15 protein-coding genes are annotated in these 15,810 nt (G+C 61.6%); 10 read left to right on the top strand and 5 right to left on the bottom strand.

The window, feature by feature from the left end:
* The first annotated feature begins 141 nt into the window (after nt 1–141).
* Complete coding sequence (hmpA, locus tag PMI16_RS14895) at nt 142–1,323, top strand: NO-inducible flavohemoprotein (protein ID WP_007880908.1); 1,182 nt, start codon at nt 142–144, stop codon at nt 1,321–1,323.
* A gap of 110 nt (nt 1,324–1,433) precedes the next feature.
* Complete coding sequence (locus tag PMI16_RS14890) at nt 1,434–1,844, top strand: hemerythrin domain-containing protein (protein WP_007880907.1); 411 nt, start codon at nt 1,434–1,436, stop codon at nt 1,842–1,844.
* Between the two features lie 11 nt (nt 1,845–1,855).
* On the opposite strand, the gene pdxR is transcribed toward PMI16_RS14890, so the two are convergent.
* Entirely contained in the window at nt 1,856–3,304 is a 1,449-nt protein-coding gene (gene pdxR, locus PMI16_RS14885) for a MocR-like pyridoxine biosynthesis transcription factor PdxR (RefSeq protein ID WP_007880906.1), read from the bottom strand.
* Nucleotides 3,305–3,515: 211 nt separating this feature from the next.
* Between pdxR and PMI16_RS14880 the strand changes: the two genes are divergently transcribed.
* Nucleotides 3,516–3,956 (top strand): carboxymuconolactone decarboxylase family protein, encoded by a 441-nt coding sequence (locus PMI16_RS14880; RefSeq protein WP_007880905.1) that lies wholly within the window; start codon nt 3,516–3,518, stop codon nt 3,954–3,956.
* Between the two features lie 176 nt (nt 3,957–4,132).
* The gene (locus PMI16_RS14875; protein ID WP_007880904.1) at nt 4,133–6,928 is read left to right on the top strand and encodes an FtsK/SpoIIIE family DNA translocase; all 2,796 of its coding nucleotides are present in this window, start codon (nt 4,133–4,135) and stop codon (nt 6,926–6,928) included.
* 117 nt (nt 6,929–7,045) lie between these two features.
* Here the strand turns inward: PMI16_RS14875 and PMI16_RS14870 are convergent, their stop codons facing one another.
* On the bottom strand, nt 7,046–8,377 hold the full coding sequence (locus PMI16_RS14870; RefSeq protein WP_007880902.1) for an MFS transporter: 1,332 nt from the start codon (nt 8,375–8,377) through the stop codon (nt 7,046–7,048).
* Nucleotides 8,378–8,536: 159 nt separating this feature from the next.
* Nucleotides 8,537–9,175, bottom strand: coding sequence for a CYTH domain-containing protein (locus PMI16_RS14865; RefSeq protein ID WP_007880892.1), 639 nt, complete (start codon nt 9,173–9,175; stop codon nt 8,537–8,539).
* Nucleotides 9,176–9,347: 172 nt separating this feature from the next.
* On the opposite strand from PMI16_RS14865, the gene PMI16_RS14860 reads away from it, so the two are divergent.
* Complete coding sequence (locus PMI16_RS14860) at nt 9,348–9,875, top strand: hypothetical protein (RefSeq protein ID WP_007880890.1); 528 nt, start codon at nt 9,348–9,350, stop codon at nt 9,873–9,875.
* Between the two features lie 79 nt (nt 9,876–9,954).
* On the opposite strand, the gene PMI16_RS14855 is transcribed toward PMI16_RS14860, so the two are convergent.
* Complete coding sequence (locus PMI16_RS14855) at nt 9,955–10,161, bottom strand: hypothetical protein (RefSeq protein ID WP_007880888.1); 207 nt, start codon at nt 10,159–10,161, stop codon at nt 9,955–9,957.
* Nucleotides 10,162–10,329: 168 nt separating this feature from the next.
* On the opposite strand from PMI16_RS14855, the gene PMI16_RS14850 reads away from it, so the two are divergent.
* On the top strand, nt 10,330–11,109 hold the full coding sequence (locus PMI16_RS14850; protein ID WP_007880886.1) for an alpha/beta fold hydrolase: 780 nt from the start codon (nt 10,330–10,332) through the stop codon (nt 11,107–11,109).
* Here the strand turns inward: PMI16_RS14850 and PMI16_RS14845 are convergent.
* A complete protein-coding gene (locus PMI16_RS14845; protein ID WP_007880885.1) occupies nt 11,090–11,962 on the bottom strand; it encodes a LysR substrate-binding domain-containing protein in 873 nt (290 codons plus the stop codon). The genes PMI16_RS14850 and PMI16_RS14845 overlap by 20 nt on opposite strands.
* Before the next feature lie 149 nt (nt 11,963–12,111).
* On the opposite strand from PMI16_RS14845, the gene phnD reads away from it, so the two are divergent.
* Genes phnD through psrA form a run of 4 tightly spaced genes read left to right on the top strand, consistent with a single transcriptional unit; the run spans nt 12,112 to nt 15,809 of the window.
* A complete protein-coding gene (gene phnD / locus PMI16_RS14840; RefSeq protein WP_007880884.1) occupies nt 12,112–12,984 on the top strand; it encodes a phosphonate ABC transporter substrate-binding protein in 873 nt (290 codons plus the stop codon).
* The gene (phnC, locus tag PMI16_RS14835; RefSeq protein ID WP_007880883.1) at nt 12,981–13,802 is read left to right on the top strand and encodes a phosphonate ABC transporter ATP-binding protein; all 822 of its coding nucleotides are present in this window, start codon (nt 12,981–12,983) and stop codon (nt 13,800–13,802) included. Before phnD ends, phnC begins: the two co-directional genes overlap by 4 nt.
* The gene (gene phnE, locus PMI16_RS14830; protein WP_007880882.1) at nt 13,799–14,656 is read left to right on the top strand and encodes a phosphonate ABC transporter, permease protein PhnE; all 858 of its coding nucleotides are present in this window, start codon (nt 13,799–13,801) and stop codon (nt 14,654–14,656) included. The genes phnC and phnE overlap by 4 nt, the downstream gene beginning before the upstream one ends.
* Nucleotides 14,657–14,687: 31 nt before the next feature.
* On the top strand, nt 14,688–15,809 hold the full coding sequence (gene psrA, locus PMI16_RS14825) for an iron-containing alcohol dehydrogenase PsrA (RefSeq protein ID WP_007880876.1): 1,122 nt from the start codon (nt 14,688–14,690) through the stop codon (nt 15,807–15,809).
* Nucleotide 15,810: the final 1 nt, after the last annotated feature.

Here is a 15,810-nt window from a genome sequence, read left to right as displayed (position 1 = left end):
ATTTCTAAGCAACTGATTGTAAAGGATTTTTATACTGGCATGGAGATTGTATAGAGAACAGGGACGAAATGATTTTTTGCAGCGACATTTCGATGTTTTTCCCGATTTTCTCCGGACTAACCCACTTGAAAGAGGCCCTCCATGCTATCCGACGCTCACCGCGCCATCGTTAAATCCACCGTTCCTCTGCTGGAAAGCGGCGGCGAAGCGCTGACCACGCATTTCTACAAAATGCTGATGCGCGATTATCCGCAAGTCATCCCCTACTTCAACAAAGCCCACCAAGGCAGCGGCGACCAGCAACGCGCGCTGGCCAACGGCGTGCTGATGTATGCGCGTCATATCGACCAGTTGGAGCAGCTCGGCGGCCTGGTCAGCACCATCGTCAACAAGCACGTTGCCCTGCAGATCCTGCCGGAGCATTATCCGATGGTCGGCGACTGCCTGCTGCGCGCCATCCGTGAAGTGCTGGGCGCCGAGATCGCCACCGACCAGGTCATCGAAGCCTGGAGCGCAGCGTATCAGCAACTGGCCGGCATCCTGATCGGCGCCGAAGAAGGCATCTACGCCGCCAGGGAAATCGCCGACGGCGGCTGGCGCGGCATGCGCAAGTTCGTGGTGGTGCGCCGGGTCGAGGAAAGCGACGAAATCACCTCCTTCTATTTCGCGCCGGAAGACGGCAAGGCGATCCTGTCCTACCTGCCGGGCCAGTACATCGGCCTGCGCGTCGATGTCGACGGCGAAGAAATGCGCCGCCAATATTCGCTGTCGGCCGCGCCCAACAGCAAGATGTACCGCATCAGCGTCAAGCGCGAGCCGAACGGCAAGGTATCCAACTATCTGCACGACCGCATGACGGTCGGCAAGACCATCGACCTGATGCCGCCTTCCGGCGAGTTCACGCTGACCGCCAGCGACAAGCCGCTGGTGCTGATCAGCGGCGGCGTCGGGATCACGCCGATGCTGGCGATGCTGGATGCGGCGCTGCCGACCGGGCGTCCGGTGGTGTTCATCCATGCCGCGCGCCACGGCGGCGTACATGCCTTCGGCAAGAAGATCGCCGATCTGGCGCAAGCGCATCCGCAGCTGCAGCACTACTTCTGCTACGAGCAGCCGCGCGAACAGGACCCGGCGCCGCATGCGACCGGCTATATCGATCGCGACAAACTCGGCAACTGGCTGCCGGCATCGATGGACGTGGACGCTTATTTCGTCGGTCCCAAGTCCTTCATGAAAGCCGTCAAGCGCCACCTGCAGGACCTCGGCGTGCCGGCGGCGCAAAGCCGTTACGAGTTCTTCGGTCCGGCTTCGTCGCTGGATTGATGGAAGTCGTCCCGACAGCATCGTGAGTTTTGCGCCGGATCGGGCGACATCATGCATCAGCGTGGTCCGGCGTTTTTTCCGTCACATTTCAGACCCAAGCGAGCATTTCCATGAACATCGACAAATACAAACACCAGCATATCGCCATCTTCGACAGCATCCGCACACTCAAGGAGCTGTCCCATGAAGGGATCGCCCGGAACGCCGCCGATATCGCGGCCCTTGTGATCAAGATGAGCTCGGTCATCAAGCTGCATCTGTCCATCGAAGACAAATTCCTCTACCCCGCCCTGCAGGAAGCCAACAACCCGCGCCTGGCGATGCTGGGCAAGCAGTATCAGCACGAGATGACGCATATTGCCGAGACTTATAGTGAATTTGCGCGCAAATGGAATGATGCCGGCCATCTGATCGCCAATCCGGAAGGATTCCGCGCCGAGGCGAATCGCGTATTGAAGATCCTGTTTGAGCGCATGAAGCGCGAAGATCGGGATTTCTATCCGATGATTGAAGTTGCTTAATCGAGGCGGCCCTAAGAAGTCAGCTCGTTCAGAATCGTCGCCACCCTCCCCAGTGCAACTTCGATGTCGAGCGACTCGATGGCGCCATAGCCGAAGAACAGCGCCGGCTGCGGCTCGATCCGATAGTAGAACTCGTCCAGTGTGTACAGCGCCACATCCACCCTGCGCGCCAGTCGCAGCAGTTGCACCATGTCGACCTCGGCCGTCAGCTCCGCCGCCAGATGGAAACCGGCGGTGGTCGGCACCGCGCGCATCCACGGCTTGAGATGGCCGTTGAGTGCGGCATGCAGCTTTTCGCGTCGCGCGACGTAAATGCCGTGGCAGCGGCGGATGTGCTTTTGCAGATAGCCCTCATCGATGAACTTGGCCATCGCCCACTGGGTCATGGTCGGCGTATGCCAGTCCGACAAGCCCTTGACCACGGTCATCGCGCGCAGGATGGCCGGCGGCGCGATCACGTAGCCTACCCGCAATTCCGGATTCATGGATTTGGAGAACGTGCCGACAAACGCCACCAGCCCGTCCTGGTCCATGCTCTGCAGTGAATCCATGGGCCGCCCTTCGTAGCGGAACTCGCTGTCGTAGTCGTCTTCAATGACAATGGCGCGCAATTCACGCGCGCGCGCCAGCAAGGCCGTGCGGCGCGCCGGGCTCATCGGCATGCCGAGCGGAAACTGGTGCGCCGGCGTTACGTAGATCAGGCGCGTCCCATCCGGAATCAGGTCGACCTGCATACCCTCGCTGTCCACCGGAATGCCCACCACCTTGGCGCCTTGCGCAGAGAACAGCATGCGCGCCGGCGGATAGCCGGGATCTTCCACCGCCGTCACGCTGCCCGGCTCCACCAGCACGCGCGCAATCAGGTCCAGCGCCTGCTGCGCGCCGTTAGTCACCAGCACGTCGGCGGCCGTACATTGCACTCCGCGTGAAAACGATACGTGGCGCGCGATCGCTTCGCGCAGCGCCGGCAGGCCTTCGGTCTCTGCATAAAATCCGCGCGATTCGCTGATCTGGCGTAAACCGTACAGCACGCATTGGCGCCATTCTTCCTGCGGGAATTGCCGGCGCACCGGGATGCCGCCCATGAAATCATATTGCGAGCGCGTTTCCGGGCCGACGTGCCGCATCAACAGCGGAAACGACTGATCGAGCCAGTGCGCGATGAGCTTGCCGGCCGCGAGGTCCTGGCTTTCAAAACGCCTGGTCTTGGGTTTGGCCTCCGCCGGCGTATTGACGAAGGTGCCGCTGCCGATCCGGCCGACCAGCAGCTTGTCCAGCGTCAGGCGGCTGTAGGCTTCCGAGACCGTTTTGCGCGACAGGCCCAGTTGCGTCGCCAGCAGCCGCGACGGCGGCACCTGTTCTCCCGGCGCCAGGCGGCCGGTCAGGATGGCGTCGCGCAACTGGCGGTACACCTGCCCGGCCAGGTCTTTGTTTCCTTCGATGACGATGTGCAATTCCATGGAGCTTCCGGTGTTCGCTATGCTTGTTGTTGTCACCGCGATTTTAGCCGCAGCGCCGGAAGTGGTCTCCTCATTTTTCGGAGAATTGGTTATCTGCGCAGGGTATTGGACTCCTTAAGATGACGTCACTGGCCAAGCAAAACAAGCACTCCAAGCAACTGAGATGCCGACGCCACATGACTTTTTTTACTCACTCTGAAGGAGCATTACCATGGAACAACGCGTCGATTTCTACAAGGCATCCCCTGAAGTCCTCAAAGGCATGATTGCACTGGAAAACGTGGTCGGCAAACTCGGCCTCGAAACCTCCCTGCTGGAACTGGTCCGCCTGCGCGTATCGCTGATCAACGGCTGCGCCTTCTGCGTCGACATGCACACCGCCGACGCCCGCAAGGCCGGCGAAACCGAACGCCGCCTCTACGCCGTCCCGGTCTGGCGCGAAACCCCGTTCTTCACCGAACGCGAACGCGCCGCGCTGGCCTGGAGCGAATCGCTGACCCTGATCTCGCAAACCGGCGCGCCTGACGAAGATTACGCCCTGGTGCGCGCCCAGTTCACCGATGCCGAGCTGGTCAACCTGACTCTGGCGATCAACACCATCAACGCCTGGAACCGTTTCGCCATCGGCTTCCGCAAGATGCCTGCGGCCTGAGGCGGCCCCGGGACTCGCCGATGACTTAAAGGCCGGCTAAATTGCTGCTGTGGTCGCCGGAAAGCGGGCTTTTTTCTGCCTGGCGCGCTCCGCTTTTTTAGCCGCTTTTTTGTCGATTTTTTGTTTTCCCCGCCGGAAAATTCAGTTTGCGTCCCGGCTTCCTGTAAACTTAGGGGATGCGCTTATTTTTACTTGATTGGTTCGGCTGGTCGTTTTTGTGGATACTGCCCCTGCTCGGCAGAGTAGTGGTGTCTTTGCTGTCCGGCAAGGGCCTGCGCGGACGCGGTTCCATCCGTATCTGGCTGGGCACGCTGATGGTCCTGTGCGCCAGCAGCGCCGTCGAAGCCATGCTCAGAAGCCAGGGCGACATCGCGCTGGACAGCGATTTCTTCGGCCAGGCGCTGGCGCGCGGCATTACGGCCGGCGTCGGCAAGCTGATCGGCGTACTTGCCTTAATGGCAAGCGGACTGCTGGGCTTGTTCTGGCTGTTCGGCCGCAGCCGCAAGGCCGTCGCTGGCGACGAACCCGATACGGCAGGCCTGCCGGTGCAGGCATCGGTGCCGCGCCGCACCCAGGCCAATATTCCGCCGACCGTGCGCAACCTCCCTGCCAGCCAGGCGCCCAAGCTGGTCAAAGCGCAAACGCCGCCCCAGCCCCTGCAGCCTTTCGGCAATCTCACCCGTAATCTCCCTCATAAACGGGATCCGTGGCCGCTGCCCAACGAAATGCCGCGCAGCGCCAATCCATCGCAAACACCCGCCGGCAACTGGCCGACGGCGCCGCGCTCGACCGAGCAGCCACTCAAGCGTCCGGCTCGTCCCGCCTCCGAATGGGCGCCATTTGAAGCCCTGCGGCCGACGCAGGCCATGCTGGCGCGCTCCACTTCTACGCAGGCGGCCGAACCGGCGCCGGCGCATCAGGCAGCACCGAAACCAACGCTCGCCACCAGCATCATCAGCAAACCGCGGATTACGCCGATTCCCGGCAGTAGCACCAAGGTGCGCATCAGCACCGCCAGCGACCGCAGCCAGGCGATTCCGACCTCGCTGAGCGCCACCCTGGCGGCGCGCCTGCCTTCTCATGCGGCAACGCCTGCGCTTCCTCAGGTAGCGCAGGCGGCGCCCGCCGTCACACCTGGCTTCACGCCTGCCGTGCCAACATCCGCCGGAATGCAGCAGATTCCGGCAGAAACCATCCCAACGCCGCTGCCGTTCGATCTGCCGGAACCCGAGGCCGTCATCGCCCCCGAACCGTTCAGCATCATCGACACGCGGGTTGAACCGGTTTGGGAATCAGTCGCCGCCCCTACCGCCCCTGCCGCGCCTGCTCCCCTTGCCGCCGAAACGCCGCTCCTGTTCGATGTTCCTGAACAGCCTTACACTGCGGCTCCCGCAGCGCCCATGCAAATCCGCACCTGGACGCAAGCGCCTGTCGCCGCGCCTCAGCCTGCGACATCCGCTACCGTCGAGACGTTCACGCCCTACCGCCCGACCGACATCCCCCTGCCCGGCATCGACCTGCTCGACCAGGGCAGCGACATGCCGGTGGAGATGGACGAAGCCCAGTTGGTCGAAATCGGCCAGTTGATCGAGCAGCGCCTGAAAGAATTCAAAGTCCCCGTGACCGTACTCGGCGCCTATGCCGGGCCGGTGATCACCCGTTTCGAGATCGAACCGGCGCTGGGCGTGCGCGGCGCGCAGATCGTCAATCTGATGAAGGATCTGGCGCGTGCGCTCGGGCTGACCTCGATTCGCGTGGTGGAAACGATTCCCGGCAAGACCTGCATGGGCCTGGAACTACCCAATCCCAAGCGGCAAATGATCCGCCTGGCGGAAATCATCCAGTCCGAAGCCTATGCGCGTTCGGCCTCGCACCTGACCATGGCGATGGGCAAGGACATCACCGGCGTGCCGGTGGCGACCGATCTGGCGCGCGCGCCGCACATGCTGGTGGCGGGCACGACCGGCTCCGGCAAGTCGGTGGCGATCAACGCCATGATCCTGTCGCTGCTGTACAAGGCCACGCCTGACGACGTGCGCCTGATCATGATCGACCCCAAGATGCTGGAATTGTCGGTCTACGACGGCATCCCTCACCTGCTGGCGCCGGTCGTCACCGACATGAAGCTGGCCGCGCATGCGCTGTCCTGGTGCGTGGCGGAAATGGACAAGCGTTATCGCCTGATGTCGGCGCTGGGCGTGCGCAACCTCGCCGGCTACAACCAGAAGATCGCCGACGGCATCGCCGCCGAGAAGTACGTCAGGAACCCGTTCTCGCTGACGCCGGATGCACCCGAGCCGCTGGATCGCCTGCCGATGATCGTGGTGGTCATCGACGAACTGGCCGACCTCATGATGGTGGCCGGCAAGAAGATCGAAGAACTGATCGCCCGGCTGGCGCAAAAGGCGCGCGCCGCCGGCATCCACCTGATCCTGGCGACGCAGCGGCCGTCGGTCGACGTCATTACCGGCCTGATCAAGGCCAATATCCCGACCCGCGTGGCTTTTCAGGTGTCGTCCAAGATCGACTCGCGCACCGTGCTGGACCAGATGGGCGCCGAAACCCTGCTCGGCCACGGCGACATGCTGTTCCTGCCGCCGGGCTCCGGTTATCCGCAACGCGTGCACGGCGCCTTCGTCTCGGATGAAGAAGTGCATCGCGTGGTGGAACATCTGAAGGCCCATGGCGAGCCGCAATACGAGGAGGCAATTTTGGCCGGTCCGGCCTCGGAAGAGCCGCAGCAAGGCGACATGTTCGGCGAACCGGGGGACGAAAGCGATCCGCTGTACGACGAGGCCGTGGCCTACGTCACGCGCAGCCGCCGCGCCTCGATCTCTTCAGTGCAGCGTCAGTTCCGCATCGGCTACAACCGCGCGGCGCGGCTGGTGGAGCAAATGGAGGCGGCAGGCATTCTGTCCTCCATGTCCAAGAGCGGCAGCCGCGACGTACTGGCGCCGCCGCCTCCTGATTGATAAACGGCCTGCATTGCCGTCGTCCTGACGAAAGTCAGGACCCAGCGTCGTATCGACGTTTGTCACGACACTGGGTCCCAGCGTTCGCTGGGACGACAGCAAAACTCTCAGACAGTCTTATTTTTCCGATTTAGATGTCTTGCTGATAAACGCAAAAATCATCGCCGTCGCCATGAATTCGACAATGGCGATGGTGGTCAGGCCCTTGCCGTATTGCCCGGTGGTGGTCTTCAGATAACCCAGCAACTGCGGCGAAAAATAGCCCGCCAGATTCGCCACCGAATTGATCACCGCCAGCCCCACCACGATCGCGGTGCCTGACAGGAAGCGCCCCGGCAACTGCCAGAACACAGGAATCGCGCCCATGGTGCCGGCCGACGACAGCGCCAGCGCAAACACCACGCCGGCAGCGCTCTTCTGCCCCAGAAAATAAGCCGCCAACAACAAGCCGGTCGCGCCGATGGCCGCGGCCACGGCAGTGTGAATGCGCACTTCCTTGTTGCGGTCCGACAAGTAGCCGTTGAGCAGCATGCCGAACCATCCGCAGCAATAGATTCCGCCCATGACCCAGCCCAGGGTCTTGATGTCGGTAAAGCCCACTTCCTTCACCAGACTCGGTCCGTAATAGACCAGCGTCGCGTTGCCGGCGATGATGCAGAAAAACACGGCAATCAACGCCCACATGCGCGCACTGCGCAACGAGGCGAAGAAGCTGTGTTCACGCGGCCCCAGCGCCTGGTCTTCAGCCGACAATTCGGTTTCGACATGCGCCTTTTCGCGCTCGCTCAGCCATTTCGCGTCGCGCGGCCGGTCGGTCAGCAAAAAGTAGGCGGCCAGCCCGGCCAGGATCGATGGAATTCCCTCGATGACGAACAACCATTGCCAGCCCTTGAAACCACCCAGGCCTTGCGACAACTCCATGATGTAGGCGGCGAGCGGGCTGCCCAGCACCAGCGACACCGCAGAGGCCGAAACGAACACGCCCAGCGCCTTGCCGCGTCTGTGCGTCGGCAGCCAGTAAGTCAGATACAGGATCACGCCCGGTTGCAGGCCGGCTTCGAAGGCGCCCATCAGAAAGCGTAGGATATAAAACTGTGCAGAGGTCTGCACCCAGGCCATCAGCACACAGGTAATGCCCCAGCCGATGGTGATGCGCATGATGGTTTTGCGCGCGCCGAACTTTTGCAGCGCCAGATTGCTCGGCACTTCGAAAATGAAATAGCCGATGAAGAAGATCCCTGCGCCGGCACCGTAGACGGCGTCCGACCAGGCCAGGTCGCTCATCATGGTCAGCTTGGCGAAACCGACGTTGACGCGGTCGACCCAGGCCAGGAACCAGATCAGGGTAACGAAGGGAATGATGCGCCAGACGATCCGGCGGAAGGTGATATCGCGTTCTTCCACGCTACCGGCGGCCGGTAGCGGCGCAGTTGCTGCAATGCTGTTCATGTGTCCCCCCAGACGAAATCGATTCGGATAATGTGATTGAAACGGCCGGTGCGCACCAGACCAGTGCGAGCCCGGCCGTCCTGTTCCGGCAAGCAGCATCCATGCCACTGCCGGAAAAGACACCATCGAAATGTCGGGGAGAATTGTCGAGGGAAAACGTTACAACGAACTGTCGGCCTCTGAATAGCGCAGCGCAAAACCACGCTGTGCCTTGCTGATATTGCTCGGCTCCAAACTAATCGCCAGTCTCAGCGTCCGTGAAAACGCCAGCAAGGCATCGGTCTGGCCGGACTTGAGTTCCAGTTCGATCTCGCACAGCACCGCCGTGTCATCGCCAGCCGATACGAAGCCCTGGTCCAGCGCCAGCTCGACCACCGTATCCTGCGGCAAATGCAGCATCCAGGTGGTCCGCTGGAAGCTGGTCGTAAAGACTTCGCGCAATTGTTCCGCCAGGCCGGGTTCTTCCAGCGCCGCGCGCGCGGACGGGTTGTCGATCAGCGGCAGCAAGCTGTCGATATCGATTTCCGGCCCGGAAACCTCGCATTCCCATTCATGGCGCTGATGCAGCCCGGCTTCAACCTTGCCGCCGCCTTTGTAAGTCTGCAGCCACCGATCGCCGACCTTGCGCACGCGCAAGGCCGACCGGTGTTGCTTCAGATGCAAGCCAGGCGTATCGACATAGATGCTGAACAGCTCCCGCACTTCCGGCGCGCCGGATGAATATTCTTTCAACAGCGGCAATTGATGAAAGGCGTCGACATCGCGCGGGGCGATGGATAGTTTGAGTTCGATTTCCATGGCCGCGAGTTTAACCGCAATTGCGATCGGATTTCGTGACACGCTTGTTACATGGATGGCAATTTTCGCGCTTTTGCATTTGTGTCGGATGGCCGCAGGATGTTCGGTACATGAGCGCCGCCGGAAATATTCCACTATGATGGCGGACCTTGTTCCACCTTTATTGCAATCCATGCCAGACCTTTCCACCGCTACGCCAGATGCCTCCGACGACCAGACCACCGACGTTTCCGACGTCATTCACGAGCCGCGCCTGTGGCGCGACGAAGGCTGGACCGCGCGCATCATCAAGAATGACGACGATGACGGCTGGGCCGTCGAGATGACGCGCGAAGGCGAGCGCGAACCGACGCTGATCGGTCCCTGGACCATGGGCCGCGACAAGAAGAATCCCAAGCCGATGGACAAACCGGCCTTCAACACGCTGGTCAAGACGGCATCCGAATTCCGCCGTCGCAGCGAGCAGCAACTGCATGCGCAATTGCACAAGAACATCACCGTCGACGGCGCCGACGGCAGCATCAGGGTGACGCTGGATATCGTGCCCGACGACGATTTCCCCTATGCCGATCTCAAAGCCTGGGACGAAGCCGGCGAATTGCTGGCCAAGGTGCAGGTGGCGCCGAATTTCAAGCTGAGCGCGGCCAGCGCCGAACGCTGGGTGGAAGGCGGCTATCGCAAGCCGGGCGGCGGCGGTTGAATTGACGTCGACTTGAAATGATATAAATAAAAACGGCAGACGCGATGTCTGCCGTTTGAGTTTGTGCGGTCGATGCCTGTCACACGCGATAGATTTTTTCTCCGGTCTGGACGATCTTGAATTTGGCGTCCGATAAAGGATCGAGCGCCCGTCCGTCGTTCAGCTTGTAGGTCTTGAGACCTTCCGGTGCAGTCTTGTCCGCCTCTTCAATGGGCGTCTGGTACACCTCTACGTGGTAGGCAGCTCCGGTCTTGCCTTTAGCGTCGAATTTCTCAACCAAATCCATACGTGTCTCCTTATGTGTTCAGGTCAGTACCGGATATAAAGATAGCAGATTTATTTTTGAGCGGGACAAAGATTTCGGCTTGTTTCACTTTCTTTTACGTCGTGCTTCGCACGGGAACATGAAAACATGGAAAACTAGCGCATCCCATCACCGGCATCTCCCTCTTTCATGCCCCATCTCAGCATCGATCTCGCCGCCGGCGGACAACAAAATATCTACTACGAATTGATCGATGGACAAGCCGGCAAGCCCTGCCTGGTCTTCCTCCATGAAGGTTTGGGTTGCACTGCAATGTGGAAGGATTTTCCGCGTCGTTTGTGTGCGATGACGGGCTGCTCCGGCCTGCTGTACGACCGCCTCGGCTACGGTCTTTCCGATGCGTTGCAGCATATGCGCACAACCGATTATCTGCATCGTTACGCGTTAGACGAACTGCCTCAGGTTCTTTCGCAGGCCTTGTCCGTGAGACAGCCTTACCTCCTCATCGGCCACTCCGACGGCGGCAGCATTGCCTTGTTGCATGCGGCACAACAGCCGGCAAATCTGCGCGGCATCGTCACCGAAGCGGCGCACGTCTTTGTCGAAACCGTCACTCTCGAGGGCATCCGCGTCGCCGAGCAAGCCTACGCCGACGGCAAGTTACGCGGTTTGAGCAGATATCACGGCGACAAGACCGAGCAGATCTTCCGTGCCTGGTCGGATACCTGGCTGACGCCGGATTTTGCAACATGGAATATCGAAGAAGTGCTGCCGTCCATCGCCTGCCCGGCGCTGATACTGCAAGGCATCGACGACCAGTACGGCACGCGCCGCCAGATCGATGCTATCGTGGACGGCATCCCCGGCGCCCGCATGCAACTGATCGAACAATGCGGTCACACGCCGCATCAGGAACAGGCCGAAGCCGTGCTGGCGTTGATGCACGCGTTCATTCAGTCGCCGGCATAGCAGAAACCTGCTGTAGGAACGACGCCACCAGGCGGCTGTCCTTGCGATCCGCCAGGCAATAAATATAGGTATGCGTGCTGACCGGATTGCCCTCAATCGGCAACAACTTGAAACGCGGATCCGGCACGAACTCCGCCTCCGACACCGTCCCCAGACCAATGCCGCGCGCCACGGCTTCGCGCAGGGCTTCGCGGCTGCCGATTTCCATCACCACGCGCGGCATGACGTCGGCTTCCTTCAACACCTTTTCCAGCGCCAGCCGCGTGGTTGACCCCTGCTCGCGCATCACCATCGGCTGACCGTGCAAATCCTGCAAGGCGATCGAATCGCGTTTGGCGAACGGATGATCGACGTGGGCGAACACCACGATGGCGTGATCGGCATACGGCACCGCGACGAAACGCGGATCGTCGTTGAAACTGGCTAGCACGGCGACGTCGGTGACGTAATTTTCCAGATCCGCCATGGTTTCGGCCGAATTACCCATGCGGATCGACAATTCCACATTGGGAAACTTGCGCCGATAGGCGTCCACCATCTCAATCACGTGAAAAGGACCGACCGCACCGATCTTCAGATGACCGATATTGAGCACGCCGGAGTTGTACAGCAGGTTGTAGGCGTCCAGTTCCAGCTCGGCGATCTTTTGTGCGATCGGCAACAGGCGCTGGCCGGTGTCGGTCAGGTCGAGACGGCGGCCACGCCGGTAGAACAGTTCGACGTTGTGCTGGCGTTCCAGCGCCTGCACCTGCGAGGTCAGGGTCGGCTGGCTCACGCCGAGCGTGCGCGCGGCAGCGCTGAAACCCCGATTGCGGGCGACGGCAAGAAAGGCGCGGAGTTGCGAAGGCGTCATCTATAGATTCCATCAATAGGTAATCGTCAATCTCCTGATTATATCGATAATAAAGCGGTCACAATAGCTCCCTATTCTGTCGGTCATGAACACAAGCCCGTCCCGGTATCGCAACGGGACGGACCTCACTCGCCACCGCCAGGAGCATCATGAAACGTCTCTCCGCCCTTTTCCGCCCTTTGGCCTTGTGCCTCAGCCTGATTTCCTCGACCTCCGCATTCGCTGCTCAACCCCAGCAATTAACCGTCGGCCTGATCCCGGCTGAAGATTCGCAAGCCATGCTGGAAAACAGCAAGAAGGTCATCGACAGCCTGCAAGAACAGCTCGGCATGCCGGTCAAGCCTTTCATCGCCACCGACTACAACGGCATCATCGAAGCGCTGCGCTCGAAGAAGCTGGACGTCGCCTACCTCGGCCCGTTCTCCTATGTGCTGGCAAGCTCGATCGCCAACGTCGAAGCCTTCTCCGTGGCCGAAACCAAGAAGACCGGCAAAAGTTCTTACAAGAGCCTGATCATCGTGCGCAAGGACAGCGGCATCGACACCGTGCCGCAACTCAAGGGCCGCACCATGGCGTTCGTCGATCCGTCGTCGGCGTCGGGCCACCTGTTCCCGACCGCCGGCCTGCAAAAGCAAGGCATCGAGCCGAACAAGTATTTCTCGCGCGTGATCTTCTCAGGCTCGCATGACGCCAGCATCCTGGCCGTCGCCAACAAGAAGGTCGACGCCGCCGCCGTGGCCGACCGCATCTTTGCCGCTTCCGTCGCCAAGGGCGTGGTCAAGCAAGCCGACTTCAACATCGTCTGGACTTCGCCGGACATCCCTGAGTCGCCGATGGTCTGGCGCAAGGATCTCGATCCCGAGCTGAAGAAGAAAATCGCCGCCGCCTTCGCCAACGTCAAGAACGTCGAATGGGGCGACCAGGGCGTGCTCAACGGTTTCGTGCCGACCACCGACGCTGCCTACAACGTCGTGCGCGACACCGCCAAGATCCTCAATCTCGACCTCAAGGCCATGAAATGATCAAGATCCGTTCGCTCACCAAGCAATACGGCAGCAATGCCGTGCTGCGCGGCATCGACCTCGATGTCGCTCCCGGAGAATTCCTGGTCGTGCTGGGACCGTCCGGCGCCGGCAAGTCGACCTTGCTGCGCTGTATCAACGGTCTGGCGACACCGACTTCCGGCGAACTGGTGGCGGCCGGATTCGATGCCACCGATGCGCGCAACGGCAACGTCCGCAAGTTGCGCCAGCAAGTGGCGATGATTTTCCAGCATCACAACGTCGTGCCGCGCCTGTCGGTACTGAAGAACGTACTGACCGGCCGGCTCGGCCAGACCTCGACGCTCAGCTCGGTGCTGCAATTGTTCAGCCGTCAGGATGTGGCGCTGGCGATGGATTGCCTGCGCCGCGTCGAGCTGGAACACAAGGCGGAGCAGCGCACCGATGCGCTCTCCGGCGGCCAGCGTCAGCGCGTCGGCATTGCCCGCGCCCTGGCGCAGCGTCCGCAAGTCATCCTGGCCGACGAACCGGTCGCCAGCCTGGATCCCAAAACTTCGCGCCTGGTGCTGCAATACCTGCGCGCGGCCTGCCGCGAACTCGGCATCACCGTGGTCTGCAACCTGCACCAGGTCGACTACGCCCGTGAATTCGGCGACCGCATCGTCGGTCTGTCGGGCGGCAAACTGGTGTTCGACGGTAGCGGCGACGAGTTGCGCGATTCTCACCTCAATCTGATTTATTCCGGACTCGACCAGGTCAAGGCGCAGGACGAATTGCACAACGCACTTCGCCACGCAAACCAGCCCGCTGACATGGTGCTGGAAGGAGCCCTGTCATGAGCACGCCCATGCAAACCGGAATGGACCGGGCCAGCTCCAGTTATCACGACTACGTCTGGACCGGCGCCCGTCCGCTGACCCTGCGCGCCTGGCTGCTGTGCATTGCCGCCGTCGTCGCCGTCGCTTTCGTCCTGGCCTGGAGCGCGCAAGGCACGCAACTGAGCTGGAGCGAACTGGCCAACGGCCTGCCGCAGATCGGCGACTTCCTCAGTCGCTCGTTCCCGCCCAACTGGAAGATCCTCGGCAACCTGGTCGGCCCTGCGGTGGAAACCATCCAGATCGCCATCTGGGGCACCTTGCTCGGCGTCATCGTCGCCATCCCGGTGTCCTTCCTCGCGGCGCGCAACCTCAATCGCAACCGCGTCGTCTATCAGGCCGTACGCCAGGTGCTCAACGTCACGCGCAGCATCAACGAACTGATCCTGGCGCTGGTGTTCGTCTCCGCCGTCGGCCTCGGCCCTTTTCCCGGCGTGCTGGCGCTGGCGCTTCATGGCGTGGGCATGGTCGGCAAGTTTTTCGCCGAAAGCATCGAGGAAATCGACGACGGCCCGCTCGAAGCGCTGCGCGCCACCGGCGCCCGTCCGCTGCAGGTGATCGTCTTCGGCGTCTTGCCGCAAGTCATCACCGCCTGGATCGCCACCGTGCTGTACCGCTTCGAAGTCAACCTGCGCCAGGCCACCGTGCTCGGCATGGTCGGCGCCGGCGGTCTCGGCTTCGAACTGGTCAACAGCCTGAAACTGTTCAAGTACCAGGACACCGCCACCTGCATCGTGGTCGTCACGCTGATGGTGGTGGTCGCCGACACCATCTCCAGCCGCCTGCGCCAGATGATTCAAGACGGCAAGGTGCATTAATCTTTCAGTCACATTTTTAGCAAAGAACTTCATGTGGAATTATCACAACCCGGTCGCCGTACGGGCAGGTAGCGGCAGTCTGGCGCAGTTGCCGGCCTTGTTGGACGGCAGGCGCGCCCTGCTGATCACCTTCCCCGAAGCCGCCCCGCTCGGGCTGGAAACGCGCATCGCAGAATTGCTCGGCCCGCAACTGGCCGGCATCGAAAACGCCGTGCAGCCCAACCCCGACGTCAGCTGGCTCGCCGCCATGTACGAGCGCGTCTGGCGCGATCACGCCGATGTCGACTGCATCGTCGCCTTCGGCGGCGGCAGCGTGATCGACTGCGCCAAGGCCATGCTGAGCAAGACGTCTTCCGGCCGCTTCGACGCATTGCTCTCGCACTTGCAAGGTCGGCAGGATGGTGCACCGCTGTCCGGCGACGGCGCCAAGATGCTGATCGCCATCCCAACCACTGCCGGCACCGGCAGCGAAGTCACGCCATGGGCCACCATCTGGGATGCCGCGGCAGGCAAAAAATATTCCCTGCATCAGGACTGGACCTGGCCGCAGGCCGCCATCATCGATGCGCAACTGATGCTGAGCCTGCCGCGGGACATGACGCTGGCCAGCGGCCTCGACGCGCTGTCGCATGCGCTGGAATCGATCTGGAACGTCAACCGCAATCCGGTCTCCGCCAGCCTGGCCGCCACCGCTGCACGCAGCATCGTCGACACGCTGCCCGCCTTGCTGGAACATCCGCGCGACCTGGCGCTGCGCGAACGCATGGCGGTCGCCGCGCTGCAAGCCGGCCTGGCGTTTTCCAATACCAAAACGGCGCTGGCGCATTCCTTGTCTTACGACATCACGCTGCATCACGGCGTCACGCACGGCATCGCCTGCTCGTTTTCGCTGCCGCATGTGATGGCGCTGGCGTTCGGCAATGCCGCCGACGTCGACGCCCTGCTGCTGCAGATTTTCGACGCCGTCGACGAACAGGAGGCGGTCGACAACCTGTCCGGCTTCCTCGAACGCCTGGGCGTCAGCACCGACCCGGCGCACTATGGCATCGCCGACGCCTGGGATGCGCTGGTGCAACGCGCATTGCAAGGTCCGCGCGGACGCAATTTCATTGCCGCAAACACCGCGAGGACCGTCCTCATGCCGTCCAGTTAAG

The sequence above is a fragment of the Herbaspirillum sp. CF444 genome (genome assembly GCF_000282135.1).
In the GTDB taxonomy this organism is placed as follows: domain Bacteria; phylum Pseudomonadota; class Gammaproteobacteria; order Burkholderiales; family Burkholderiaceae_D; genus Herbaspirillum.
This window is presented reverse-complemented; position numbering and strand designations above follow the sequence as displayed.

What these genes read in the sequence shown, in the direction of transcription:
- hmpA (WP_007880908.1), top strand. Translation starts at nt 142, where the DNA reads ATGCTATCCGACGCTCACCGCGCCATCGTTAAATCCACCGTTCCTCTG.
- PMI16_RS14890 (WP_007880907.1), top strand. Translation starts at nt 1,434, where the DNA reads ATGAACATCGACAAATACAAACACCAGCATATCGCCATCTTCGACAGC.
- pdxR (WP_007880906.1), bottom strand. Translation starts at nt 3,304, where the DNA reads ATGGAATTGCACATCGTCATCGAAGGAAACAAAGACCTGGCCGGGCAG.
- PMI16_RS14880 (WP_007880905.1), top strand. Translation starts at nt 3,516, where the DNA reads ATGGAACAACGCGTCGATTTCTACAAGGCATCCCCTGAAGTCCTCAAA.
- PMI16_RS14875 (WP_007880904.1), top strand. Translation starts at nt 4,133, where the DNA reads ATGCGCTTATTTTTACTTGATTGGTTCGGCTGGTCGTTTTTGTGGATA.
- PMI16_RS14870 (WP_007880902.1), bottom strand. Translation starts at nt 8,377, where the DNA reads ATGAACAGCATTGCAGCAACTGCGCCGCTACCGGCCGCCGGTAGCGTG.
- PMI16_RS14865 (WP_007880892.1), bottom strand. Translation starts at nt 9,175, where the DNA reads ATGGAAATCGAACTCAAACTATCCATCGCCCCGCGCGATGTCGACGCC.
- PMI16_RS14860 (WP_007880890.1), top strand. Translation starts at nt 9,348, where the DNA reads ATGCCAGACCTTTCCACCGCTACGCCAGATGCCTCCGACGACCAGACC.
- PMI16_RS14855 (WP_007880888.1), bottom strand. Translation starts at nt 10,161, where the DNA reads ATGGATTTGGTTGAGAAATTCGACGCTAAAGGCAAGACCGGAGCTGCC.
- PMI16_RS14850 (WP_007880886.1), top strand. Translation starts at nt 10,330, where the DNA reads ATGCCCCATCTCAGCATCGATCTCGCCGCCGGCGGACAACAAAATATC.
- PMI16_RS14845 (WP_007880885.1), bottom strand. Translation starts at nt 11,962, where the DNA reads ATGACGCCTTCGCAACTCCGCGCCTTTCTTGCCGTCGCCCGCAATCGG.
- phnD (WP_007880884.1), top strand. Translation starts at nt 12,112, where the DNA reads ATGAAACGTCTCTCCGCCCTTTTCCGCCCTTTGGCCTTGTGCCTCAGC.
- phnC (WP_007880883.1), top strand. Translation starts at nt 12,981, where the DNA reads ATGATCAAGATCCGTTCGCTCACCAAGCAATACGGCAGCAATGCCGTG.
- phnE (WP_007880882.1), top strand. Translation starts at nt 13,799, where the DNA reads ATGAGCACGCCCATGCAAACCGGAATGGACCGGGCCAGCTCCAGTTAT.
- psrA (WP_007880876.1), top strand. Translation starts at nt 14,688, where the DNA reads ATGTGGAATTATCACAACCCGGTCGCCGTACGGGCAGGTAGCGGCAGT.